Origin of the sequence: Undibacter mobilis, from assembly GCF_003367195.1 — a bacterium.
Taxonomy (GTDB): Bacteria; Pseudomonadota; Alphaproteobacteria; order Rhizobiales; family Xanthobacteraceae; genus Pseudolabrys; species Pseudolabrys mobilis.
Genome location: NZ_QRGO01000001.1, coordinates 2150388 through 2174074, shown reverse-complemented (window position 1 = coordinate 2174074; position 23687 = coordinate 2150388). Strand labels below are relative to the sequence as shown.

Genomic DNA, 23687 nt, shown 5'->3' with positions numbered 1-23687 from the left:
TGACTACCCCGCCGCCTTCTTCATCGTTTCCCATTCGCGCAGCGCCTTGGCGTCGCGTGGGCTAACGTCCGGGTATTCCGGATCGGCGCCGATCGTATTGAGGATCTTCCACGACCGCGCGCATTTGGTGCCCTCGGCAAGATTGGACACCACCGCCACGCCCGACACGTCCGGCAACTGGAACGCATCGTCGGGTCCGGCGTCGCTCACCAAGGTCAGCGCCGAGGTGATGCAGATCTCCGCCATATCGACATCGAGCACCGCTTCATAAAGCTCGGCGTTCGACACATGCACGATCGGATGCGCTTCGAGCGAGGAGCCGATGCGCTTTTCCGCGCGCGCCACTTCGAGCGCGCCGGTGACGACGCGGCGCACCTGGCGCACATTGCGCCACTTCTCGGCCAGTCCGCCGTTGCGCCACTGCGGCGGCACCTCGGGGAAGGTTTGCAGATGCACCGACTTGGCATCAGCGCCGTAACGCGCGAGCCAGCTCTCTTCCGCGGTGAAGCACAGCATCGGCGCCAGCCACGTCACCGTGCAGCGGAACAACTGGTCGATCACGCTCAGCGACGCCTTTCGCGTCACCGACGAATAAGGATCACAGTACAGCGCATCCTTGCGGATATCGAAATAGAACGCCGACAGGTCGGACGTCATGAAGGCCGACAGCGCCGCGAAGATGCGCTTGTAGTCGAACTCGGCGTAAGCCTTGCGCACGACCTCATCGAGTTCGGCGAGACGATGCAGCATCAGCTTTTCCAGTTCCGGCATCGCGTCGTATGTGACGCGCTCGTCGTCATGGAAATGCGCCAGCGAGCCAAGCATCCAGCGGATGGTGTTGCGCAGCTTGCGGTAGGTGTCGGCCGTTGTCTTGAGGATTTCCGGCCCGATGCGCAGGTCGTCGGCATAGTCCGACGCGCACACCCACATGCGCAGAATGTCGGCGCCGGACTGCCTGATGACGTCCTGCGGTGCGACCACGTTGCCGAGCGACTTCGACATCTTGCGGCCGTTCTCGTCGAGCACGAAGCCGTGCGTCAACACGACATCGAACGGCGCGCGGCCGCGCGTGCCGCAACTCTCCAGCAAGGAAGAATGGAACCAGCCGCGATGCTGGTCCGAGCCTTCCAGATACATCACCGCATCCTGGCCGCCATCGACCCTGCGCTTGATGCCGGCGAGCTGCGGGAACTGCTCCGGGTCTTCGAGCACAAAGGCGTGCGTCGAGCCGGAATCGAACCAGACGTCGCAGATGTCGTCGACTTTCTTCCAGGAGTCGCCCGACAGCTTCGGCCCGAGGAAGCGCTCGCGCGCGCCATCCTTGTACCAGGCATCGGCGCCCTCAGCGGCGAAGGCCTCGACGATGCGCAGTTCGACCTCCGGGTCCTGCAGGATCTCGACCGAGCCGTCCGTCTTTTCCTTGATGAACACCGCGATCGGCACGCCCCATGCGCGCTGGCGCGAGATCACCCAATCGGGCCGGCCGGAGATCATGCCATTGATGCGGTTTTCGCCCTGCGGCGGCACCCAGCGCGTCTTGGCGATGGCGTCAAGCGCGCGCTCGCGCAAGGTGCGCTGATCGTTCGGCGCGACGCCCGGCGCGGTGGCGGCCACCGAGGCCGCGCTGGACGCACCGACGAAGGACTTGTCCATCGCGATGAACCACTGCGGCGTGTTGCGGAAGATAATCGGCTTCTTCGAGCGCCACGAATGCGGATACTGATGCTTTAGGCGGCTGCGCGCGATGATGTTGCCGGCTTCGGCCAGCGCCTTGATCACCGCATCGTTGGCGTCGCCCTTTTCGCCCTTGTCGTTGATGACACGCTTGCCTTCGAAGCCGGGCGCCTGTGCGGTCAGCGCGCCGTTCTCATCGACGGTGTAGGGGATGGCCGGATTGATGCCGCGCGCTTCCAGAGCGCGCGCATTCGCGGTCCAGGCCTCGAAGTCCTCGCGGCCATGGCCCGGCGCGGTATGCACGAAGCCCGTACCGGCGTCGTCGGTGACGTGATCGCCGGCGAGCAGTGGCACCTGGAAGCCGTAACCCATCGCAGCAAGCGGATGCTTGCAGACCATTGCCGCAAGCGTGTCAGCCGACACATCGGCGACCTTCTCGTAAGCCGCGACCTTGGCCTGCTTGAACACATCCGCCGCAAGCTTGTCGGCAAGGATGAGCAGATCGTCAACCTTGGCCCAGTTCTCAGCGGGCGCGTCGGTGACCTTGTAGAGTCCGTAAGCGATCTTCGGCGAGAACGAGACGGCGCGGTTGCCCGGCAGCGTCCACGGCGTCGTGGTCCAGATGACGACCGAAGCCTTCGCGACATCGCCGGTGCCGTTCGTCACCGGAAACTTCACCCAGACCGTGTCACTCGTATAATCTTCGTATTCGATCTCCGCTTCGGCGAGCGCAGTCTTCTCGACCACGCTCCACATCACCGGCTTGGAGCCGCGATACAAAAGGCCGTTGGCGGCGAACTTCATCAGTTCGCGCGCGATCTGCGCCTCGGCCGGGAAGCTCATGGTCGTGTACGGGTGATCCCAATCGCCCTCGACGCCGAGCCGCTTGAACTCGTCGCGCTGCACGTTCAGCCACTTCTCGGCATAGGCACGGCATTCCTGACGGAACGCGACCATGGCCGCCGGTTCGGAGAAGTTCGGCTTCTGTTTGTTCTTGGAGCGGTAGTTCTCTTCCTCGATCTTCCATTCGATCGGCAGGCCGTGACAGTCCCAGCCTGGCACGTAATTGGAGTCGTAGCCGAGCATCTGCTGGCTGCGCGTCACCACGTCCTTGAGGATCTTGTTGAGCGCGTGGCCGATATGGATGTTGCCGTTGGCGTATGGCGGGCCGTCATGCAGCACGAACTTGTCGCGGCCCTTGGCCTCGGCGCGCAGCTGGGCATAGAGGTCCGTGTCCTGCCAGCGCTTGAGCAGCTCCGGTTCCTTCTGTGGCAGGCCGGCGCGCATCGGAAAATCCGTCTGCGGCAGGAACAGGGTCTCGGAATAGTCTTTTTCGGGCTTGGACATTCGACTTTTCGGGCAAAATCAAGGGGTCGCGGGTGTGTAGCAGGGCCATTTTGACCGCGCAAAGGCTTCGGCCGGGTAAATGGCCGCCATGCCCCCGAGGCGGGCGGATTTATATCCGCCCCAGCACGGGAAATGCCTTGCCGGAGCGCTTGAGCGATTCTCGCGCCTGCGCCACGTCGGCCATCATGTGCTTCTTGAGCGCGTCGATCGACGCGAACTTCTGCTCGTGGCGGACCCAGCCGATGAAAGCGACGTCGAGCGTCTTGCCGTAGAGATCGCCCTCGTAATCGAGCAGAAATACCTCCAGCAGAGGCGCGCCATCATCGAACATCGGCCGTGTGCCGAAGCTGGCGACGCCATCGACCCGTGTGCCCTCCATATCGACGCGCACCGCGTAGATGCCGTGCTTGAGCTGGCAGGACGGGTCGAGCCTGATATTGGCGGTCGGAAAGCCGAGCTCGCGGCCACGCTTTTCGCCATGGATCACCTCGCCGGTAATGAACCACGGTGCGCCGAGCAGTTCGGCGGCTTCCACCACCTTGCCCTGGCTCAAGGTCTCGCGGATCGAGCCGGACGACACCGGCCGCCCCTCGTCTTCCAGCGGCGGCACGACATCGACCGGAAAGCCCAGCCGCGTACCCTCGAAACTCAGGAAATTGGGCGAACCGGCGCGGCCCTTGCCGAAATGAAAGTCGTAGCCGATGGCCACGCCGCCAATGCCGAACTTCTCCACCAGGATGCGTCGCACGAAGTCCTCGGCGGTAGTAGCGGCAAAAGCAGCGTCGAAATGAAATACGATGGCGCCGTCGAGGCCGGTTGCGGCCAGCAACCTGAGCTTGTTGCGATCACTCGACAGGGAGAACAAAGGCGTCTCCGGCCGGAAGAACCGGCGCGGGTGCGGCGAGAAGGTCAGCGCCGCCGCCTTGCGGCCAAGCGAAGCGGCGCGTTCCAGCGCGGTTCCGATCACCCGGCGATGGCCGCGGTGGACGCCGTCGAAATTGCCAATCGCCACCACAGCGCCATGTAGCGCGCCCGGTTCGCCATCGGTGACGACGGTAAACGGCCGGCCGGTCCAAGCATCTTCACTCATTGGAGAATCTGGGCTCTGTCGGATCGTGGCTGTTAGGGTGCGGCGCCGTCTTTACGCCCCAGCCTGCGATCAAGGCAACCGTCATTATTGACAACGGTTGGGGTTATTGGATCGTTACCAATCCTTCAAATTAACCGGTTATTCAAGCGCACAAGCTAGATTGTCTTCACTCGTTTGGGGCGCCCCTGGGTGGGCGATGGATTGGCTATGGCCGTCGATCATTCGATGCCGGTTCTCGTTGTGGACGATTACACCACAATGGTCCGCATCATCCGCAATTTGCTCAAGCAGCTTGGCTTCGTCGAAATCGACGACGCCAATGACGGCAAGGCCGCGCTCGCGAAGATGCGCGAGCGGAAATACGGCCTGGTGATCTCCGACTGGAACATGGAGCCGATGACCGGCTACGACCTGCTGCAGCAGGTGCGCAGCGACGAGGCCCTCGCCGATACGCCCTTCATCATGATCACGGCGGAATCGAAGACCGAAAATGTCATTGCCGCCAAGCGCGCCGGCGTTTCCAACTACATCGTCAAGCCGTTCAACGCGCAGACGCTGAAGTCGAAGATCGACGCGGTGTTCGAGAAGCCGGCCGAAGAAGCTCCGGCGGCTTAAACTCGACGTCGCCCACGAAGGTGTGGGCCCCCACCATCGCCGGCATCAACTCGGCCTCATGGTGAGGAGCATCGCCGCCAGCGATGCGTCTCGAACCATGGGCCGCCAACGTGACCGCCCATCCTTCGAGACGCGCTGCTTCGCAGCGCTCCTCAGGATGAGGCGGAGAGGTACCTTCCCGTTTCCGCCGCAGCGGCTATATTGCGCGCTCGCCCAGAGACATATGATGACCATACCGGTCAAACCGCCCGCTGAAACGCCGCGCTACATCAAGCTCAACGACGCCGACAATGTCGCCATCGTCGCCAACGCCTTCGGCATGCCGGCAGGTTCGGTCTTTCCCGACGGGCTGACGCTGAGAGATTACGTGCCGCAGGGGCACAAGGTGGCGCTCGCCGACATTGCCAGGGACCAGCCGATTATCCGCTACGGCGAAGTGATCGGCTATGCCGTAGACGATATCGCGGCCGGAAGCTGGGTCGAGGAATCCCGCGTGCGCATGCCGGCGCCGCCCAGCCTCGACGGTCTCGCACTTGCCACCCGCACGCCGCCGAAGCTGCCACCGCTCGAGGGCTTCACCTTCGAAGGTTACCGCAACGCGGACGGTTCGGTCGGCACCAAGAATATCCTCGCCATCTCCACCAGCGTGCAATGCGTCGCCGGTACGCTGGAGATTGCGCTCAAGCGCATCAAGGACGAGCTGTTGCCGAAATATCCGAATGTCGACAACGTCGTCGCGGTGACGCATGTCTATGGCTGCGGTGTCGCCATCAACGCGCCGAAGTCAGAGATCCCGATCCGCACATTGCAGAACCTCGCCCGCCACCCGAACTATGGCGGCGAAGTCATGGTGGTCGGCCTCGGTTGCGAAAAGCTGGCACCCGAGCGCCTGTTGCCCGACGGCAAGGCTGCCGATCACGACATCATGCGGCTGCAGGACGAGAGCCTGACCTCGTTCGGCGCCATGGTCGCGCTCATCATGCGCATGGCCGACGAGCGCTTAAAGACACTGAACGCGCGCCAGCGCGAGACCTGCCCCGCCTCCGAATTGGTGGTCGGCATGCAATGCGGCGGTAGCGATGCTTTCTCCGGCGTCACCGCCAATCCCGCGCTCGGCTTTGCCGCCGATCTTCTGGTGCGCGCCGGCGCCACCGTGATGTTCTCCGAAGTGACCGAAGTGCGCGACGCCATCCATCTGCTGACACCACGCGCGGTGAACGAACAGGTGGCGCGCGATCTCATCCGCGAGATGCGGTGGTACGACGATTATCTCGACAATGGCGGCGTCGATCGCTCGGCCAACACCACGCCCGGCAACAAGAAGGGTGGCCTCGCCAATATTGTCGAGAAGGCGCTTGGCTCGTCGGCCAAATCGGGATCGAGCGCCATTTCCGGCGTGCTGGCACCGGGCGAACGTGTCAGGGACAAGGGCCTGATCTTCGCCGCCACCCCGGCGTCCGATTTCGTCTGCGGCACGCTGCAACTGGCATCCGGCATGAACGTCCACATCTTCACAACGGGACGCGGCACACCCTACGGCCTGTCGTCGGTGCCGGTGATCAAGGTGGCGACGCGCAACGAGCTGGCGCAGCGTTGGTCCGATCTGATCGACCTCAATGCCGGCACTATCGCCACCGGCGAAACCAGCATTGAAGATGTCGGCTGGGAGCTGTTCCGCCTCATCCTCGATGTCGCCAGCGGCCGCAAGAAGACCTGCACCGACAAATGGGGGCTTTATAACTCGCTGGCGCTGTTCAACCCGGCGCCGATTACCTAGTCCGTCATTCCGGACGCCGCGGAGCGGTGATCCGGAATCCCGCGCTGGATTCCGGGTTCGCGCTTTCAGCGCGCCCCTGAATGACTACCACGCCAGATGCTTCATCACCGCGGTCGGCTCATCCCCCGCAGCGGCGAACACTGTCTTCATCGCATCGGCGTTCGGCGTGTCGCGGCCGCCGAACTCCTCGGCATGAATGCCGGCCGAGATGAACAGCATGTCGATGCCGAAAGCGCGCGCGCCTTTCAGGTCCGTGCGCACGGAGTCCCCGATCCCGATCACGCGCTTGGCGTCCGCCTTGCGGCCGAGCGCGGCTTCCGCCTTGGCCAGCGCCAGATCGTAGATCGGCCGGTACGGCTTGCCGGCATAAAGCACCTCGCCGCCCATGGTCGCGTACAGATCGGCAATCGAGCCCGCGCAATAGACGAGTTCCGAGCCGCGTTCGACTACCAAGTCGGGATTGCCGCAGACCATGAACAATTTGCGCTTCAGCGCAATATCGAGACGCGCGCGGTAATCTTCCGGCTTCTCGGTCTCGTCGTCGTAAAGCCCGGTGCAGACGATGTAGTCCGCAGTTTCCAGCGGCGCAAATTCGACATGGAGGCCGGCAAAGACCGGCAGGTCGCGCTCCGGACCGATATGGCAGAGCGTCTGGCCCTTGCGATGCGCGATGACGTCGCGCGTGACGTCGCCCGACGAGACGATGCCGTCATAGGCCTCGCGCGGCACATGCAAGCGGTCGATCTGCTTGATGACGGATTCGCCCGGCCGCGGCGCATTGGTGATGAAGATCACCACCTTGCCCTGCGCGCGGGCGCGCATCAGCGCATCGCAGGCATCGGGAAACGAAACGACACCATTGTGAACGACGCCCCAGACGTCGCACAGCAACACGTCATAGGACGACGCCAGCGCCGAGAAATGCGGGATCAGGTGGGGCACGTTGCTTGACCGTTCAGCCGGACGACGCACTGGCGGCGAGATATTCGCTCAGCGTCTTGGTGGTGGTGCCGGCCGACGGGGCCGCCGGCGGCGTGGCGCCCTGCAGCGCTTCGGCGCGCACCGGACGCGGTGGCGAGAATAGGAAGCCCTGGCCGAAGCGCACGTCGTAGTCGAGCAGATCGACCACCGTGCTTTCGTTCTCGATGCGCTCGCCGATCAGGTCGATGCCATTGCGCGCCAGCAGATCGGCAAGATCCTCGGCGTGGATGTCGCTCTGCGCCGCGGCGGCGCGGTTGAGCAGCAGATTGGCCGGCACCTTGACGAAGCGGAACGAGCGGTCGGCCAGTTCCTTGGGCTCGAGGCGCAGATCGGTGACATGATCGAGCGAGAAGCGGAAGCCACAGTCGGCCAGCGCCGCGAGGCTCTCGAACTCGATCGGTCCGAACGAACGGTAAGCGTCTTGCGTGAACTCGAAGGTCAGCGAACCGGCCAGCGCCCTGTTCGCTTCCATGAATTCGAGGAACTGCCGGAAATAGAAGCCATCGGTCAGTGTCGTGGCATTGACGTTGCAGAACAGGCCGACATCGCGACTTTTGAGTTGCAGCCGGCGCACCACTTGAACGCAGCGGAAAACCAGCATGTGGTCGATCTTCGGCATCAGGCCGGCGCTCTCGGCGATGTCGACGAAATCGCCGGCCGGGATGATCTCACCGTCCTCGGTGCGCAGCCGCGACAGCGCCTCGTAGAAGCGCACCTTGCGCTGCGGCAGCGTGACGACCGGTTGCAGATAAAGATCGATGCGGTTGGCGTCGGCCGCCTGCGCGATCATGGCGCTGATCTGCTCGCGGCTCAGGCCCTTGAAGCGCGAAACGCCGGTGACCGCATCCGTCTCGCTCAGCGTCAGCGGCGTCTGCGCTTCCGGCTCGATGGCTTGAGGCTCCTCGGCCGCCGCCATCGGCATGGTCGTGGTCGTGGACATGGGCATCGCGGCCGGCGGCATGCCGGTCGGCGCGCCGAGCATCGCCTCGTGCGCCGCGACCGTTTCGGCCAGTTGCCGCATCAGTCCGCCGAGTTCGCCGATTTCGGCGGCAATCGGATCGACCGCGCCGCGGGCGCGGCTCACGGTCTGTTCGACGCGGCTTTCCACCGCGGCAATGCGCCGCGACATCTCGGCCATCTGCCGCGACAGATCGGCGGTGCCGCGCGACAGATCGGCGATCTGGTCGCCGAGCATGCCACGGTCACGCAGGCGGTTATCCACCATGTTGTAGATCGCCATCGCCACCAGCGCCGCCAAAGCGACGATGGCAGCGGTACGCGGATCGACCTTGAGGCCGAAATACAGCACGGCGCCGACCGAGGCGGCGATGACCACCATGCAAACCGCGATGAAAATGGCGCTGAGACGAAGCATCAAAACCGATCCTGGGAGGCTTCTAAGCCCGGGTCTCGGGCGGCCGTGGCTGATTCGCGCCCGCCTGCCCCAATCTCCCTAAGTCGGCGCGCCCGCGCAACCGGGAATTCTTGCTATTCTACCGCGACTTCGCCATTGCTCCCCAGCGCTTTCGTGTCTTGGGTTAATCGGAACTTCGCCACCTATGCCGGCTTCCCGTTTCGCCTCACTGTCAGCCGCGGTCGAAGCCGCACCCCAGCGCGCGCTGGTGGCTATCCTGGCCTTGCATGCGCTCGTGTGGACGGTACTGCCGGACCTCCTGTACCCGAACCTGCCGCTCGACCTGATCGAAGCGCTGACCTATGGCCGCGAATGGCAACTCGGTTATGACAAGCTGCCGCCTTTGCCGTGGTGGCTGGTCGAAATCGCCTGGCGGCTCGCCGGCCACGACTTCGCCTACTATCTGCTCGCCCAGATCGCCGTCGTCGTCGCACTCGCCTTTGTCTACGCCGCCGCACGCCCCCTTGCCGGGCCTGTCGGCGCGCTAGCCGCAGTGCTCATCGTCGACGGCCTGCATTACCTCAATTACACCGCCGCCAAGTTCAATCACGACGTCATCCAGCTGCCGTTCTGGGCCATGGCCGGCTACGCGCTGCATCGCGGTCTGCGCCGCGGCCGCCTCGCCGACTGGCTGTTGCTCGGTCTCGCCATCGGCATCCTGGTGTGGGCCAAGTATTTCGTTGTCGTGCTGGTGGCGCCGATGGTTGCCCTCGCGCTGATCGATCAGGATGCACGCAAGGCGCTGATGACGCCGGGGCCCTATGTCGCTGCCGTTGTCGCGCTGATTATCGCTGCGCCGCACCTGATCTGGCTGGTCGCCAACGACTTCCTGCCCTTTGCCTATGCCGAGCACCGCGCCGTGCTGCCGCGCGGCTGGTACGACCATCTCTGGCATCCGTTCAAGTTCGCCATCGGCCAGTTCGGCTTCATGATTCCGGCGCTGATAATCGCGCTGCCGTTGTTCTGGCCGCGCAAGACGGCCGATGAAGCACCACCGGCCGGAGCCGCCGGCGATTTCGACCGCCGCATCGTCACCTGGCTCGCTTTCGGACCTTGCGCCGTGGTGCTGCTGCTCGGCGTCGTCAGCGGCCGCGGCGCCATCGCCATGTGGGGCTATCCGCTTTGGCTGTTCCTCGGCCTGTGGCTGGTGCTCACTGCGCGCCGGCCCCTCGATGGAGCGCGCCTCACGCGCATCGTTGTCACCTGGGCCATCGTCCTTGCCGCGCTCGCGGCCGCCTTCATCGTCAATTACGAAATCCTGCCGCGCTTCGACCACCGCTATCGCGCGGTGTTCTTCCCCGGCGAGGCGCTGGCGCGCGAAATCACCACGCGCACCCGCGCCATCACCGGACAGGCGCCGGTCTATGTCATCGGCTCGATGTGGGACGGCGGCAATATCGGGCACTATGCCAAGAGCCGGCCGCGCGTGCTGATCGACGGCAAGCCAGAACGCGCGCCGTGGATCGACCTCAACGACCTGCGCGCCCGCGGCGCCATCATCGTCTGGACCGACGCCGACACCACCGTAGTGCCGCCGATGTACCGCACTGTCGCACCCGACGCCGCGGTGCAGCCTTCTTTCACGCTGCCCTATCGGCGCGGACCGGGCAGCGTCGAGATCGGCTGGGCGATTTTGCTGCCGAAGCCGTCTTTCGCCGCGCGCTAGGCCGGCTGCGGTGCCAGCCGATGCATCTCGTCGCGCACGATGCGGCCGTCGAGCAGTTCGACATGGCGATCCATGCGCTCTGCCATCGCCGCATCATGCGTCACCGCGACCACCGTCTTGCCCTGGCCGTGCACCAAGTCGCGCAGCACCTCGAACACCTGCGCGCTGGACTTTGAATCGAGCGAGCCGGTCGGCTCGTCGGCGAGGATCACCGGCGGCTCGTTAGCCAATGCGCGCGCCACGGCGACGCGCTGGCGCTGGCCGCCCGACAATTGATCGGGCCGCTTGTCCATATGGTCGCCCAGACCGAGCGAACTCAACAGCATCTCGCCGCGCGCGCGCATCGCGTCACGATCGAGCCGGCCGAGCGCGCGCATCGGCAGCATCACATTGCCGATGACGGTCAGTTCCGGCAGCAGAAAGTGGAACTGGAACACGAAGCCGAGCATGGTCAGCCGCGCCAGCGCCCGCTCGTCCTCAGTCATCACCGTGGTCACCTTGCCTTCGACCAGCACCTCGCCCGATGTCGGCATGTCGAGCAGGCCGAGCAGATACAACAGCGAAGACTTGCCCGAGCCGGACGGCCCGGTGATGGCGACAAATTCATGCGGCCGAATGACAAGATCGATGTCGCGCACCAAGGTGGTCGGCACGATGCCCGGCAGGATGCGCGTCACCTTGCGCGCCTCGATCAGCGGCGCTGCGGCATCGCTGCTCATGTCGCGCCCCGGATGATCTCGACCGGATGCAGCCGCGCCGCCTTGCGCGCCGGCTGGTAACCGGCGATCACCGACGAGGCCAGCGCGACGAATCCCGCCAGCAGATAATGCAGATAGCTGTAGGCCAGCGGCAGATGGTTGCTATCGAGGAACGGGCTTTTGATCTCGATCGACCCCAGCCCCAGGCACAATAGATAGCCGAGCACGAAACCGGCCACCGCGCCGGCGACGCCGATGATCGACGCCTCGACCACGAAGATCGAGCGCACGGTGAATTCGCTGAGCCCCAGCGACTTCATGATGGCGATGTCGCGCGCCTTCTCGTGCGTGATGGTGGAGATGATGTTGTAGGTGCCGAAACTCGCCACCAGCAGAATGGCGCCGACCACCGTATACATGATGATGTTGCGGATGATGAAAGTGGAGAGCAGATCCTCATGCGCCTCCTCCCACGACACCGATTTGTAGCCGGTCTCGCGCTCGACGCGGGTTGCGATCTCGCGTGCGGCCATCGGGTCCCTGAGGCGGATGCGCAGTTCATTGATGAGCCCGGTCTGCCGAGCCAGGATCTGCCCGGTCTTGACCAGCACATAAGCGGTGCTTTCATCGATCTGCCGCACGCCGGTATGGAAGAAGCCGACCACTTGTGCATTCAGCCGCGCGCCTTCGCTGGTCTGCAGCGTGATATTGGCGCCGATGCGCGCGCCGATTTTCTCCGATAGCCGGTCGCCGATGACGATGGCGTTGGTGGCGCGGTACAGCGCCGCCAGCGTCGCGCCGCGCATCTGCTTGGGCAGGTCTGACACCAGCGGCTCGCGGCGCGGATCGATGGCGACAATGGCGGTCGCAACGTCGTGGCTAGCATAGCGGATGATCGCCTGCACGCGCACCGTCGGCGCAATGCCGCCGGGCAGCCACGGCTCCAGCGCCGCCATGGTGGCGAGAGGATTCTTGATGCCGCGGCGGCGCGCCTCCGGCGTCAGGTTGTGGATTTCGGCGGCGTCATAGAATCGTTCGGCCGGCTGTGGCGGCGGCGCGCGGCGCTCGTCAGACACGGTGATATGCGCCATGGCGTTGACGAGCTGGCGGATGAAGTCGTCCTGCGAGCCCTGCATCAGCGCCGCCATCATGATGGAGAAGCCGACACCGGTGGCGACGCCGGCGACCGCCACGCCGGTCTGCCGCAGCCGCGCCCGCACATGCGTCCAGGCGATGTCGAAGATGAGGTTCATGGACGCCTCGGACGATGCGGCAAACTCCATTCGCTCCCGCGCGCCTTCAACGCCGTCATTCCGGGGCCGCGCGTTTCACGCGCGTCCCGGAATGACCAATGTGTGCGCGTTGCCGTCACGGCTCCGTCACCCGCAGCCGCGCGCCGTCCTTGATCCCGGCCGGCGCCGGCGAGACGACGCGTTCGCCCTCTTTCAGACCATCGATGACCTCGACCGCGCGGGTGCCGCGAATGCCGACGGTCACCGCGCGCTTGCGCGCATGCACGCCATCGACGACGAACACGGCGCTGTCCTGCACCGCGTCGGTCGGCACCAGCAGTGCATTCGGTTTCTCGCGGGTGACGACATTGGCCTCAACGCTCATGCCGGGCTTGAGCGGCGTGTCGGAAGGCAGCGCCGCCTTGATGCGGAAGGTCTTGGCGGTGACATCGCCCATCGGCGTGATCTCGCTGATCTTGCCCTCGAGCCGCCGGTCGGGAAAGGCATCGGTGCGAAACAGCACGACCTGGCCGAACGCGACGCGCGGAATGTCCTCTTCATTGACCTCGGCCACCACCTGCAAAGGCGTCGGCACGCCGACGCGAAACAGTATCTGCCCGGCTTCGGCGATTTCGCCGATTTCGCCGTCGCGGCGCAAAACAATGCCGTCGATCGGCGAGACGATCGTGTAGTCGTTGATCCGCTCGGTCTGCACAGCGATCAGACCCTGCACCTGCTGCAGATCCATCCCGGCCCGCTCATAGGCCTGCGTGGTGGCGGAGCCGCGGGTGATCAATTGGCTGACGCGTTCCAGCTCGCTCTTGAGAAAGGCCTCGCGGGCGCGCAGTTCCTTCATCTGCGCCTGCACCTCGCGATCGTCGAGCCGCGCCAGCACATCGCCCTTGGCAACGCGGTCGCCCTCGCAGTCGCAGATTTCGACGATGCGGTCGCGGATAACGCTGGCCACCTTAGCCCAGCGCACCGGCTCGACGCCCCCGGTGGCGTAGACGATTTCGACCGCTGTGCCGCGCGCGGCGGCAACCGCGGCGACGCGGGGCCACTGGCTATAGCGCCACCAGACCAACGCTCCGATGACGATCAAGGCGACAGCCGCGATGACGAAAATGCGCCGTTTCTGCATATCGCCATCTTACCGACGGCGCGCGTGGCGGCAATTGACGTACCGCAAGGGGCGCGGAACGTTACAATGCCCAACCGGCCGCATGGTGAGGAGGCCGCAAAGCGGCCGTCTCGAACCATGGGACCGCCCCATCCTTCGAGACGCATCGCCATAGCGCGTCGAAGACGCGCGTAATCGCGCTTTTGGCGATGCTCCTCAGGATGAGGCGGAGTTTACGCCCCCTGCTTGATGATCGCCGCGACCTTGGAGATGATTTCGTCGATCTGGTCTTCGGTCACGATCAGCGGCGGCGACATCGCAATGGCATCGCCCGAGGTGCGGAACATGATGCCGTGGTCGTGGAAGCCGCTTTCCATCGCGTCATAACCGCGCTTGCCCACGGCATCGGGCTTGCTGGCGAGATCAATGCCCGCCATCAGGCCGACGACGCGGATGTCGAGCACGCCCGGCAGGCCTTTGAGGCTCATCACCGCATCGGCCCAGACCGGCTCCAGCTTGCGCGCGCGCTCGAACAGGTTTTCGTCGCGGTAGAGATCGAGCGTCGCGAGGCCGGCAGCGCAGGCCAATGGATGCGCCGAATAGGTGTAGCCGTGGAACAGTTCGATGACATGGTCCGGTCCGGTCATAAAGGCATCGTGAATGCCCTTGCGCGCGATGACGCCGCCCATCGGCACGGAACCCGACGTGATGCCCTTGGCGAAGCAAATCATGTCCGGCACCACGCCGTAACGCTCGGCGGCGAAAGCATGGCCGAGACGGCCATAGCCGGTGATGACCTCGTCGAACACCAGCAGAATGCCGTGCTTGTCGCAGATCTGGCGCAGGCGCTTGAGATAACCCTTCGGCGGCGGCAGCACCGCGGTCGAGCCGGACACCGGCTCGACGAAAACGGCAGCGATGGTCGAGGCGTCGTGCAGCGCCACCAGACGATCGAGCTCGTCGGCGAGATGCTCGCCCCAATCCGGCTCGCCGACCGAGAAAGCCTGCTCGGCACGGTTATAGGTCGACTGCAGATGATCGACGCCGGCGAGCAGCGCGCCGAACTGCTTGCGGTTGGCGACCATGCCGCCAATTGCGGTGCCGCCGAAGCCGACGCCGTGATAGCCGCGCTCGCGGCCGATGAAGCGTACGCGCGAGGCGTTGCCCTTGGCGCGATGATAGGCCAGAGCGATCTTCATCGCGGTGTCGTCGGCCTCCGAGCCCGAATTGCAGAAAAACACATGGTCGAGATCGGCCGGCGCCAGTGCGGCAATGCGCGAGGCCAGTTCGAACGCCTTGGGATGGCCGAACTGGAAGGTCGGCGAGAAGTCGAGCTCGGCGGCCTGCTTCTGGATCGCCTCGACGATCGGCTGCCGGTTATGGCCGGCATTGGTGCACCACAAGCCGGCCGAGGCATCGATGATCTTGCGACCTTCCGGCGTGAAGTAGTGCATGTCCTTGGCGCTCGCCACCATACGCGGGCGCGCCTTGAAGGAGCGGTTGGCGGTGAAGGGCATCCAGAACGGCGCGAGGTCGTTGGGGACGGAGGAAGACGAAATCTTGGGGGCCGTGGCCATGGGGGCGCGCCTCTGCTTGCTCACTGAATTCGTGAGCCCCACGAATATCCGCTTTCCCCGATAATGACAAAGCAGGAAACGGCTGCTACCACGGCGAAAATCACCCCTCAGATATTCAGAACGAACATGTCCGACCCGAAATCAGGCAAGAAACCGCAAAAACTCAAGGCGCGGATGCCGCGCGGCCTCGCCGACCGGGGCCCCGCCGAAATCGCCGCCACGCGGGCGATGGTCGAGACCATTCGCAAGACGTTCGACCTGTATGGTTTCGAGCCGGTGGAGACACCGACCTTCGAATATACCGACGCGCTCGGCAAATTCCTGCCCGACCAGGACCGGCCGAATGAAGGCGTGTTCTCGTTCCAGGACGATGACGAGCAGTGGATCTCGCTGCGCTATGACCTGACCGCGCCTTTGGCGCGCTACGTCGCTGAAAACTACCAGCACCTCGCGCTGCCCTATCGCAGCTATCGCAACGGCTATGTCTATCGCAACGAGAAGCCCGGCCCCGGCCGCTTCCGCCAGTTCATGCAGTTCGATGCCGACACGGTCGGCTCGGCCAGCATGGCCGCGGATGCCGAGATGTGCATGCTCGCGGCCGACACCATGGAAGCGCTCGGCATCAAGCGCGGCGACTATGTGGTGAAGGTGAATAACCGGAAGCTGCTGGATGGCCTTCTAGACATGATTGGTCTCGGAGGCGAGGCTAACGCGGGGAAGCGCCTAACCGTATTGCGTGCGATCGATAAACTCGATCGTCTCGGTATCGCCGGCGTGAAGGAACTATTGGGCGAAGGGCGCAAAGACGAAAGCGGCGACTTCACCAAAGGCGCCGGGCTTAATGGCGATCAAGTTGATGTGGTTCTCCAGTTTGTTTCTCCAACGGAGCCGACCGCTAACTATAAAGGCGATGCGCTCCTGACGCTGCCTGACAAATTCGAAAGAACGCCTCTGTTCAACGAGGGCGTGAAAGAGATTGAGGAAATTCGCAGTTTGATCGAGGGCGCTGGATATTTTCCAGAAAGAGTTCGCATCGACCAAACGGTCGTCCGCGGTCTCGAATACTACACCGGCCCGGTCTACGAAGTTGAACTCACCTTCGAAGTGAAAGACGAGAAAGGCCGCCCGGTGCGCTTCGGCTCGGTGGGCGGCGGCGGGCGTTACGATGGCCTCGTCTCGCGCTTCATGGGCCAGCCGGTGCCGGCGACCGGCTTCTCCATCGGCGTGTCGCGCCTGCAGGCCGCGCTCACCGCGCTCGGTAAATTACCGTCGAAGCCGGAACCCGGTCCGGTGGTCGTCACCATCATGGACCGCGACAATGTCGCCGCCTACCAGCGCATGGTGAGCGAACTGCGCAATGCCGGCATCCGCACTGAGCTCTATCTCGGCAATCCGAAGAACAATGTCGGCCAGCAATTGAAATATGCCGACAAGCGATCGAGCCCCTGCGCCATCATCCAGGGCTCGGACGAGCGCACCGCCGGCCAGGTCATCATCAAGGACCTCATTCTCGGCGCGGAACTCGCCGCCGAGAATGCCAGCGACCGCGAGGATTACCTGAAGAAGCAGGCCGAGGCGCAGTTTTCCGTCAACGAAGCTGACCTGGTTGCCGAAGTGCGCAAGGTGCTGGCGCGGCACGGCCGCGCCTGACGATTTTCACCGCCATGTCATCAAGCGGTTATTCGCTGTAAACTTCCGATCGATAGACGTCCCCGGAACGAAAACGGTTCTGGCGCATTGTGCCGCAAAACCGACAACAAGCGTACCGGGGAGACGGTCCGATGGATGATCGTTGGACTTACCCAATTTCGATGACGATGCAGCGGCACTCCGGTTCCGCACCGAAACCGCGCGTCGTGCCGGTCTCGCCGTCGGCCGATCCGGCCGAAGCTCCTGTTGACGGCAAAGCCGAAACGGCCCGCGCCACCATGGCGCCCGAGCAATAACCTGCGCTAAATCGCGATAAGGTTGTCGTCGGCGAGCGGCGGTGCGTCGCCGACTTCGATAACGTGACCGAGCAACTGCTCGGCCGCGTCGAAACTGTCCATCAACGACACGTTCTCGACGACCTTGCCATCCTGGAACCGGAAGAAATTGGCGACCCGGTAGCTCACTGTGCGACCGTCGGCGACCACATGGGCAGTCAGACGGGTCAGCGCCGCGCCGCGATTGCCCTCGACCAGAAACTTGTCTCGCACCACCTTGACGTCGCGGATCACCTTCGGCGCCTGGCGCGCCATGATGTCGATGACCGCCGCCTTGCCACGGTGCATACCGCAATAAGGGAAGACGTCGATCGGGCCGCTGATGGTCCAGACGACCTCGTCATGCAGGAACGGGGCGAATTTGGCCGGATTGCGCGAAGCGAATGCGTTGAAATAAGCCTCGGCGAATGCCGGATCGACGGTCCGGTCCATGATGGGCTGATGTTGCAATGCGTGTGTCATAGCAACACCAGGTTCCTGGGGGTCGCGGGCGCATCGTCGGCAACGGCCAGCGAATGGCCAAGCATCTGCTCGGCGGCATCGAAGGTATCGATGATCGACAGGGTTTCGATCACCTTGCCGTCCTTGAAGCGGATGAAGTGGGCGAAGCGGTAGCCGATGGTGCGCCCGTCCGAACGGCGTCGCGCCGTCAGGCGGTTGAGCGTGGCGACATCGTCACCATCGATCACCACGGAATCATGGGTGACCTTGAGGTCGGCCAGCACGCTCTGCAAGACGCCACTCGCTAGTTCGAGCACCTGCGCCTTGCCGTGACGCTCGCCGCAGAAAAGCAGCACGGCGACCGGGCCGCGGATGCTCCACGCGACGTCGTCATGCAGCATGGCCGCGAGTTTGTCGCGGTCGCCGGTGGTGTACGCGTCGTAGAATGCGTCCACGACCTGCCGGGTTACCGTGTGGGCCATCGGGCGCGAGCCTCCTCACACCAGTGAACGCCGGTTGTATTGAAATTTCCTTACTTGTCAGGTACTTGCTGGCCCACTTCTGCCGCAGCGCACAACCGCATGCCGGCCGTAGGCAGAGCGAATTTTGTTAACGACGCCAGTGATTTAAGCTCGAAGGGCAGGCCCGCGGGGCGGCATTCGTCGTCGAAACCTTAAACTTGGCGTGCTAAAGCGCCGCACGACGATCAGGATGCTGGACGACGATGAACGGGAATTGGCCAACAAGCGGCACAGGCGCCACACTGGATGCCCGCGCGGAAGCGCTGCTCGCCTCCTATGAGCGCGCCGGTTACGCCCATGTGTCGCCGTCCATCCTGCAGCCGGCCGAGCCGTTCCTCGATCTGTCGGGCGAGGACATTCGCCGCCGCATGTTTCTCACCACTGCGCCGGGCGGCGCCGAATTGTGCCTGCGGCCTGACCTGACCATCCCGGTGTCGCGCGACTATCTGGCCTCGACCCAGGCCGGTAAGCCGGCCGGCTACTGCTATCTCGGCCCGGTCTTCCGCCATCGCGCCGAAGGCAGCGCCGAATTCCTCCAGGCCGGCGTCGAGAGCTTCGGCCGCACCGACACGGCTGCCTCCGATGCAGAGATGCTCGTGCTGGGGCTCGAGGCCACCACACATTTCGGTCTGAGCGAACCGACGATCCGCACCGGCGATGTCGCCTTGTTTGCTGCGCTCATCGCCGCGCTCGATCTGGCGCCGGCGTGGAAGCGCCGGCTGATCAAGGATTTCAACCGCAAGGCCAACCTCGCGCAGGATCTCGATCGCCTGGTGCTCGGTGGCAATAATGGCCGCCCGGAATATCAGGGCGTGCTCGCCGCGCTCGCCGGCTCCGACCCGAAAGGCGCGCACGCGCTGGTCACTGACCTGTTGTCCATCGCCGGCATCAGCGCCGTTGGCGGCCGCTCGGTCGCCGAGATTGCCGACCGCTTCCTCGAGCAATCGGCGCTTGGCGCCTCGACCAAGCTGCCGCGCGACGTGCGCGGCCTGATCGAGCGCTTCCTGGCCATCGCCGGCGATCCGGATGAGGCGGCCGCCGAGCTGCGCGCGCTGGCCGCAGACATGAACCTCGGTCATGAATTCGGCTTGGCGCTCGACCTGATGGAAAGCCGCAACGGCTTCCTGGCCGCGCGCGACATCGACCTGAAGCGCCTGCACTTCTCCACCGCCTTCGGCCGCGGCTTCGATTACTACACCGGCTTCGTCTTCGAACTCACGGATCCGGCGCGCAGCGGCGATCCGCTGGTGTCGGGCGGCCGCTATGACGGCCTGCTGACGCGGCTCGGCGCCGCCGACCCGATCCCGGCCATCGGCTTCTCGCTCTGGGTCGAACGCCTGACCGTCTATGGAGGCGCCCGATGAGCGCGCCCCTCATTCTCGCCGTGCCCGCCAAGGGCCGGCTGCAGGAAAACGCCGAGGCCTTCTTCGCGCGGTCCGGCCTGCAACTCGTCAAGCCGCGCGGCGCCCGCGACTATCGCGGCGCCGTCGCCGGCCTCGACGGCGTCGAGGTCGCTTATCTTTCGGCCAGCGAAATCACCGCGCAGCTGGCCGCCGGCAGCGTCCACATGGGCATCACCGGCGAGGATCTGGTGCGCGAGCAGATTGCCGACGCCGACAAACGCGTCGTCTTGCTCGAGCCGCTCGGCTTCGGCCACGCCAATGTCGTGGTCGCGGTGCCGCAGGCCTGGATCGACGTGCGCACCATGGCCGACATCGACGACGTCGCCACCGGCTTCCGCCAGCATCACGGCCGCAAGATGCGGGTCGCGACCAAATACATCAACCTGACGCGCGAGTTCTTCTCGGCGCACGGCGTCATCGACTATCGCATTGTCGAAAGCGCAGGCGCGACCGAAGGCGCGCCGGCCGCCGGCACCGCCGAACTGATCGTGGACATTACCTCGACCGGCTCGACGCTTCACGCCAATGCGCTGAAGATCGTCGACGACGGCGTCATCCTGCGCTCGCAGGCCAATCTCGTGGCCGCGCGTACGGCCGACTGGGCCAATGGCACGCGCGAGACCGCGCGCGTCATTCTCGATCGCATTGCCGCACAGGCGCGCGCCCGCGCCTTCCGCGAAGTACGCTCGCGCTTTCCCGCGTGCGATGCGAAACTGGTTGACGATGCGAAAGCAAAGTTTGGCGTTCAGACGCCGTTCGGCGGCCCGACCTCGTCGGGCATGCTGACGCTGCACTGCCCGCCGGGCCAGGTTTACGCGCTCACGGCGTTCCTGCGCGAGCGCGGCGCCGAAGCCGTCGCCGTGGCCGACCTCGATTACGTGTTCTCGAAGGACAATCCGCTGTTCGCGAAGCTGGAAGCGGCGCTGTAGCGCCGCGTCTTCGCCGCAGCCGCGCTCAGGCGGCCTTTCCGCTCGAGGCGCAACCGCAGCCGCTTCCGGTCGTTGCCCTGGCCGTCTCGTCAGCGGCGCAGCAGGCGCTGACATCCGCTTTCGCCGGGCCGCCGCAGCAAGCGGACGCTTCGCCAGCGGCCGGCGAAAGGCTGCACACGCCGGTTTCCGGCAGCACAAGCTCCACGCGTTCGGCGCCGGCCCGGTCACCGATGATGTCGGCGACGATGGAACGGACCTGCTCGTAGCCGGTGAGCATGAGGAAGGTCGGCGCGCGGCCGTACGATTTCATGCCGGCGATGTAGAAGCCCGGTTCCGGCTGCGCCAGTTCGCGCGCGCCATGCGGGCGCACGGTGCCGCAACTGTGCTCGTTCGGATCGATCATCGGGCCGAGCGCCTGTGCGGATTCGAGCGCCGGATCGAGCGCAAGCCGCATCTCGCGCAGGAACGACAGATCGGGACGGAAGCCGGTCGCCACGATCAGCTCATCGACAATGACGCTGCGGCCGCAGCAGGCCGATCCCGCGCCGATGCGCAGACCATTCTCGCGCAGGGCGATGTGAGTGACGGGGAATTCCGATTGAACGGTGATGGCGCCGTCGGCCACCAACTGCGCAAGGCGCGCGCCGAGCTCGCCGCGCGCGGCCAGCTTGTCGTTGGCGCCACCGCCGAAAGCCTTTTCCGGCCGGTCGCCGCGCACCAGCCAGATCGCCTCCGTCGCCGGCTCATCCTGCTTCAGCCGGACAAGATCGATCAACGTGCCGACGGCGGAATGGCCGCTGCCGAGCACCGCGACCTTCCTGCCGGCATAGCGCGCGCGGGCGCGGCCCAAAACGTCGGGCATCGCATAGGCGATGCGGGTCTGCGCTTCCGTCTCGCCGATCGCGGTCAGCCCATCGGCGCCGGCCGGATTGGGCGACGACCAGGAGCCCGAGGCGTCGATGACAAAGTCGGCGCGTAACGTCCCCTGCCCGGCTCCGTTCTGATAGCGCAGTTCGAACGGCGCGTGCTCGCGGCCTTTGGTCTTCATCTTGTCGAAGCCGACGCGGCTGATCGCGGTCACGCGGCTCGTCGTGCGGATGTGATCCTTGAGCGCGGTGCGCTCGGCGAGCGGCGTGAGATAGCGCTCCGCCAGTTCGCCGCCGGTCGGGTACTGCTGCGGATCGGGTGAATTCCAGCCCACCGCCGTCAAAAGCCGCTCGGCAGCTCGGTCGATATTGTATTCCCATGGCGAGAACATGCGCACATGGCTCCACTGGCGCACGGCGTGCCCCGCCTCGGCGCCGGCTTCGACGACGACCGGCGTCAGGCCGCGTTCCAGCGCATGCGCCGCGGCCGCGAGGCCGACCGGACCCGCGCCAATGATGGCGACCGTCTTGCTCTGCGTGCTCATGATGTCCATCCTTCTAGAATTATCGAATTAGTAGACAAAAAAATTCAGGCGACCTTGGCTTTCGCGGCCGCCGGCGCGCAGGCCGCGTCGGCGCAGCATTCATCGGCGAGGAAGCCGATGAGACCGTGCATGGCCTTGTAGTTGGCGCGGCAGATGAGCGTCGTGGTCTGCCGCTCCTGGGTGATGAGCTCCACCGCCATCAGCGTCTTGAGATGATGCGACAGGGTCGAGGCGGCGACATCCAGCTTGGCCTGCAGCTTGCCGACCGCCAGGCCGGGATCGCCCGCGCGCACCAGGGCGCGGTAGATCTGCAGGCGCGTCGGATTGCCCAGGGCTTCGAGGCGTGCGGCGGCGTCGTCGATCTTCATGGTCTTTTCTATAGCCAGAAGACGATGGCGAGTCAATCATATTTCTAGAAATATAGAAATATAGAAATATAGACACTATGCTGCACCGGCGACCGCAGCGGCGTTGTCGCTACCCCGCCAGCGCTTGCGCGATGTCCGCGACGAGATCGTCGGGATGCTCGATGCCGACCGACAGGCGGATCGTGGTGTCGAGCACGCCGATGCGGGCCCGCACATCGGCCGGCACGCCGGAATGCGTCATCGCCGCCGGGTGACTGGCAAGCGACTCGGTCCCCCCCAGGCTGACGGCCAGCTTGAACACTTCCAGCGCATTGAGAAAGGCGAAGGCCTCCGCCTGCCCGCCCTTGATGTCGAAGGAGAAGGTCGAGCCCGCGCCGGTGCATTGCCGCTCGTAGGTCGCGCGCGCCGGCCCCTCGCCGAGGAACGGCAGATAATGAACCTTGGCGACGCGCGGATGATCGCGCAGGAATTCGGCGACGACCTTCGCGTTTGTGTTGGCCCGCTCCATGCGCAGCGACAATGTTTCGAGCGAGCGGCCGAGCATCCAGCATGAATGCGGATCGAGTTGCGTGCCGATGGCGCTGCGCAGCGCCTTGACCGGGCCGATCACCGCCTGGCTGCCGAGCGCGGCGCCGGCGATCAGGTCGGAATGGCCGCCAACATATTTGGTCAGCGAGTAGAGCGAGAGATCCGCGCCGAAATCCAGCGGACGCTGAAACACCGGCCCGAGCAACGTGTTGTCACAGGCGACGATGGGCCGGTGGCCTTGTGCGGCGCCCACCTCGTCGGCGAGACGGCGCACCAGCGCGACATCGACCAGCGTATTGGTGGGGTTGGACGGCGTCTCGATCAGCACGACGGCGACGCGGCCGAGCGTCTGCGCTTTCGCGAGCGCGGCGCGAATGGCGGCTTCGCTGACGCCGTCGTCGAACGGCACCGACTTGATGCCGAATTGCGCGAATGTCTTGCTCAACAGCGTCTCGGTGCCGCCATACAGCGGCTGCGAATGCACGATGACGTCGCCGGGGCGCGCATAGGCCATCAGCGATGTCGAGATCGCAGACATGCCGGAGGAGAACAGGATAGCCGCTTCGGCGCCCTCGTAGATGGCGAGCCGGTCTTCGACGATTTCGCTGTTGGGGTGATTGAAGCGTGAGTAAACGAGTCCGGCTCCGGTGCCGGCCGGCGGCGTCTTGCGCCCCGATACATAATCGAAGAAATCGCGGCCCTCCTCCGCCGTGCCGAACACGAAGGTCGAGGTGAGAAACACCGGCGGCTTGACCGCCCCTTCCGACAGCATCGGATCGTAGCCATAGCCGAGCATCAAGGTCTCGGGATTGAGGCGATGATTGCCGATCTGCGTCTTGGAGGCGCGGGGCGCGGCCATGGCGATGTCCTTTGTGCTGGCGGCGCGGGCGGCCGCAGCACAAAGGCTAGC

Annotated in this window: 20 protein-coding genes; 7 read left to right on the top strand and 13 right to left on the bottom strand. The window is 64.9% G+C overall.

Annotated elements, in window-relative coordinates:
- Positions 1-3 precede the first annotated feature (3 nt).
- Together ileS and DXH78_RS10315 are read right to left on the bottom strand one after the other, a co-directional pair.
- Positions 4-3021 carry an isoleucine--tRNA ligase gene (ileS, locus tag DXH78_RS10320; protein ID WP_115516946.1) on the bottom strand — a complete coding sequence of 1006 codons (3018 nt, stop codon included), beginning with the start codon at positions 3019-3021 and terminating at the stop codon, positions 4-6.
- A gap of 109 nt (positions 3022-3130) precedes the next feature.
- Positions 3131-4111 carry a bifunctional riboflavin kinase/FAD synthetase gene (locus tag DXH78_RS10315; RefSeq protein ID WP_115516945.1) on the bottom strand — a complete coding sequence of 327 codons (981 nt, stop codon included), beginning with the start codon at positions 4109-4111 and terminating at the stop codon, positions 3131-3133.
- A gap of 207 nt (positions 4112-4318) precedes the next feature.
- Between DXH78_RS10315 and DXH78_RS10310 the strand changes: the two genes are divergently transcribed.
- Positions 4319-4726: a response regulator gene (locus DXH78_RS10310; protein WP_115516944.1), complete on the top strand. Its 408-nt coding sequence runs from the start codon at positions 4319-4321 to the stop codon at positions 4724-4726.
- A gap of 226 nt (positions 4727-4952) precedes the next feature.
- Complete coding sequence (gene garD / locus DXH78_RS10305) at positions 4953-6503, top strand: galactarate dehydratase (protein WP_168192766.1); 1551 nt, start codon at positions 4953-4955, stop codon at positions 6501-6503.
- Between the two features lie 84 nt (positions 6504-6587).
- Here the strand turns inward: garD and DXH78_RS10300 are convergent, their stop codons facing one another.
- A complete protein-coding gene (locus tag DXH78_RS10300) occupies positions 6588-7445 on the bottom strand; it encodes a TIGR01459 family HAD-type hydrolase (protein ID WP_115517845.1) in 858 nt (285 codons plus the stop codon).
- A gap of 13 nt (positions 7446-7458) precedes the next feature.
- Positions 7459-8859, bottom strand: a complete 1401-nt coding sequence (locus DXH78_RS10295) for an EAL domain-containing protein (protein WP_115516942.1) — start codon at positions 8857-8859, stop codon at positions 7459-7461.
- A gap of 184 nt (positions 8860-9043) precedes the next feature.
- Here DXH78_RS10295 and DXH78_RS10290 point away from each other — a divergent pair, with 184 nt between their 5' ends.
- Positions 9044-10564, top strand: coding sequence for a glycosyltransferase family 39 protein (locus tag DXH78_RS10290; RefSeq protein WP_115516941.1), 1521 nt, complete (start codon positions 9044-9046; stop codon positions 10562-10564).
- On the opposite strand, the gene DXH78_RS10285 is transcribed toward DXH78_RS10290, so the two are convergent.
- From DXH78_RS10285 to aptA, 4 genes are all read right to left on the bottom strand, one after another.
- Positions 10561-11283, bottom strand: coding sequence for an ABC transporter ATP-binding protein (locus tag DXH78_RS10285; protein ID WP_115516940.1), 723 nt, complete (start codon positions 11281-11283; stop codon positions 10561-10563). The two genes, DXH78_RS10290 and DXH78_RS10285, sit on opposite strands and share 4 nt — an antisense overlap.
- Positions 11280-12515 carry an ABC transporter permease gene (locus DXH78_RS10280; RefSeq protein WP_115517844.1) on the bottom strand — a complete coding sequence of 412 codons (1236 nt, stop codon included), beginning with the start codon at positions 12513-12515 and terminating at the stop codon, positions 11280-11282. The genes DXH78_RS10285 and DXH78_RS10280 overlap by 4 nt, the downstream gene beginning before the upstream one ends.
- 115 nt (positions 12516-12630) lie before the next feature.
- Positions 12631-13635 carry an efflux RND transporter periplasmic adaptor subunit gene (locus DXH78_RS10275; RefSeq protein ID WP_115516939.1) on the bottom strand — a complete coding sequence of 335 codons (1005 nt, stop codon included), beginning with the start codon at positions 13633-13635 and terminating at the stop codon, positions 12631-12633.
- A gap of 212 nt (positions 13636-13847) precedes the next feature.
- A complete protein-coding gene (aptA, locus tag DXH78_RS10270) occupies positions 13848-15191 on the bottom strand; it encodes an omega-aminotransferase AptA (protein WP_115516938.1) in 1344 nt (447 codons plus the stop codon).
- Between the two features lie 126 nt (positions 15192-15317).
- Between aptA and hisS the strand changes: the two genes are divergently transcribed.
- Both hisS and DXH78_RS19860 read left to right on the top strand, forming a co-directional pair.
- Complete coding sequence (hisS, locus tag DXH78_RS10265) at positions 15318-16841, top strand: histidine--tRNA ligase (protein ID WP_115516937.1); 1524 nt, start codon at positions 15318-15320, stop codon at positions 16839-16841.
- Positions 16842-16972: 131 nt separating this feature from the next.
- Positions 16973-17137 (top strand): hypothetical protein, encoded by a 165-nt coding sequence (locus DXH78_RS19860; RefSeq protein ID WP_168192765.1) that lies wholly within the window; start codon positions 16973-16975, stop codon positions 17135-17137.
- 6 nt (positions 17138-17143) lie between these two features.
- Here DXH78_RS19860 and DXH78_RS10260 read toward each other — a convergent pair whose 3' ends face one another.
- Together DXH78_RS10260 and DXH78_RS10255 are read right to left on the bottom strand one after the other, a co-directional pair.
- Entirely contained in the window at positions 17144-17608 is a 465-nt protein-coding gene (locus DXH78_RS10260) for a nuclear transport factor 2 family protein (RefSeq protein ID WP_210209534.1), read from the bottom strand.
- 26 nt (positions 17609-17634) lie between these two features.
- Positions 17635-18099 (bottom strand): nuclear transport factor 2 family protein, encoded by a 465-nt coding sequence (locus tag DXH78_RS10255; protein ID WP_115516935.1) that lies wholly within the window; start codon positions 18097-18099, stop codon positions 17635-17637.
- Positions 18100-18341: 242 nt separating this feature from the next.
- Here DXH78_RS10255 and DXH78_RS10250 point away from each other — a divergent pair, with 242 nt between their 5' ends.
- Positions 18342-19502, top strand: a complete 1161-nt coding sequence (locus DXH78_RS10250; protein WP_115516934.1) for an ATP phosphoribosyltransferase regulatory subunit — start codon at positions 18342-18344, stop codon at positions 19500-19502.
- Positions 19499-20470, top strand: coding sequence for an ATP phosphoribosyltransferase (gene hisG, locus DXH78_RS10245; RefSeq protein WP_115516933.1), 972 nt, complete (start codon positions 19499-19501; stop codon positions 20468-20470). The genes DXH78_RS10250 and hisG overlap by 4 nt, the downstream gene beginning before the upstream one ends.
- A 25-nt stretch (positions 20471-20495) precedes the next feature.
- Here hisG and DXH78_RS10240 read toward each other — a convergent pair whose 3' ends face one another.
- The 3 genes from DXH78_RS10240 to DXH78_RS10230 all read right to left on the bottom strand — a co-directional run bounded on the left by DXH78_RS10240 (position 20496) and on the right by DXH78_RS10230 (position 23636).
- Positions 20496-21881 carry an NAD(P)-binding domain-containing protein gene (locus DXH78_RS10240; protein ID WP_115517843.1) on the bottom strand — a complete coding sequence of 462 codons (1386 nt, stop codon included), beginning with the start codon at positions 21879-21881 and terminating at the stop codon, positions 20496-20498.
- 44 nt (positions 21882-21925) lie between these two features.
- Entirely contained in the window at positions 21926-22249 is a 324-nt protein-coding gene (locus DXH78_RS10235; protein WP_115516932.1) for an ArsR/SmtB family transcription factor, read from the bottom strand.
- A gap of 109 nt (positions 22250-22358) precedes the next feature.
- On the bottom strand, positions 22359-23636 hold the full coding sequence (locus DXH78_RS10230) for a cystathionine gamma-synthase family protein (RefSeq protein ID WP_115516931.1): 1278 nt from the start codon (positions 23634-23636) through the stop codon (positions 22359-22361).
- Positions 23637-23687: the final 51 nt, after the last annotated feature.

Coding starts and splice junctions, on each gene's coding strand:
- ileS (WP_115516946.1), bottom strand. CDS start 3,021: ATGTCCAAGCCCGAAAAAGACTATTCCGAGACCCTGTTCCTGCCGCAG.
- DXH78_RS10315 (WP_115516945.1), bottom strand. CDS start 4,111: ATGAGTGAAGATGCTTGGACCGGCCGGCCGTTTACCGTCGTCACCGAT.
- DXH78_RS10310 (WP_115516944.1), top strand. CDS start 4,319: ATGGCCGTCGATCATTCGATGCCGGTTCTCGTTGTGGACGATTACACC.
- garD (WP_168192766.1), top strand. CDS start 4,953: ATGACCATACCGGTCAAACCGCCCGCTGAAACGCCGCGCTACATCAAG.
- DXH78_RS10295 (WP_115516942.1), bottom strand. CDS start 8,859: ATGCTTCGTCTCAGCGCCATTTTCATCGCGGTTTGCATGGTGGTCATC.
- DXH78_RS10290 (WP_115516941.1), top strand. CDS start 9,044: ATGCCGGCTTCCCGTTTCGCCTCACTGTCAGCCGCGGTCGAAGCCGCA.
- DXH78_RS10285 (WP_115516940.1), bottom strand. CDS start 11,283: ATGAGCAGCGATGCCGCAGCGCCGCTGATCGAGGCGCGCAAGGTGACG.
- DXH78_RS10280 (WP_115517844.1), bottom strand. CDS start 12,515: ATGAACCTCATCTTCGACATCGCCTGGACGCATGTGCGGGCGCGGCTG.
- DXH78_RS10275 (WP_115516939.1), bottom strand. CDS start 13,635: ATGCAGAAACGGCGCATTTTCGTCATCGCGGCTGTCGCCTTGATCGTC.
- aptA (WP_115516938.1), bottom strand. CDS start 15,191: ATGGCCACGGCCCCCAAGATTTCGTCTTCCTCCGTCCCCAACGACCTC.
- hisS (WP_115516937.1), top strand. CDS start 15,318: ATGTCCGACCCGAAATCAGGCAAGAAACCGCAAAAACTCAAGGCGCGG.
- DXH78_RS19860 (WP_168192765.1), top strand. CDS start 16,973: ATGGATGATCGTTGGACTTACCCAATTTCGATGACGATGCAGCGGCAC.
- DXH78_RS10260 (WP_210209534.1), bottom strand. CDS start 17,608: ATGGACCGGACCGTCGATCCGGCATTCGCCGAGGCTTATTTCAACGCA.
- DXH78_RS10255 (WP_115516935.1), bottom strand. CDS start 18,099: ATGGCCCACACGGTAACCCGGCAGGTCGTGGACGCATTCTACGACGCG.
- DXH78_RS10250 (WP_115516934.1), top strand. CDS start 18,342: ATGAACGGGAATTGGCCAACAAGCGGCACAGGCGCCACACTGGATGCC.
- hisG (WP_115516933.1), top strand. CDS start 19,499: ATGAGCGCGCCCCTCATTCTCGCCGTGCCCGCCAAGGGCCGGCTGCAG.
- DXH78_RS10240 (WP_115517843.1), bottom strand. CDS start 21,881: ATGAGCACGCAGAGCAAGACGGTCGCCATCATTGGCGCGGGTCCGGTC.
- DXH78_RS10235 (WP_115516932.1), bottom strand. CDS start 22,249: ATGAAGATCGACGACGCCGCCGCACGCCTCGAAGCCCTGGGCAATCCG.
- DXH78_RS10230 (WP_115516931.1), bottom strand. CDS start 23,636: ATGGCCGCGCCCCGCGCCTCCAAGACGCAGATCGGCAATCATCGCCTC.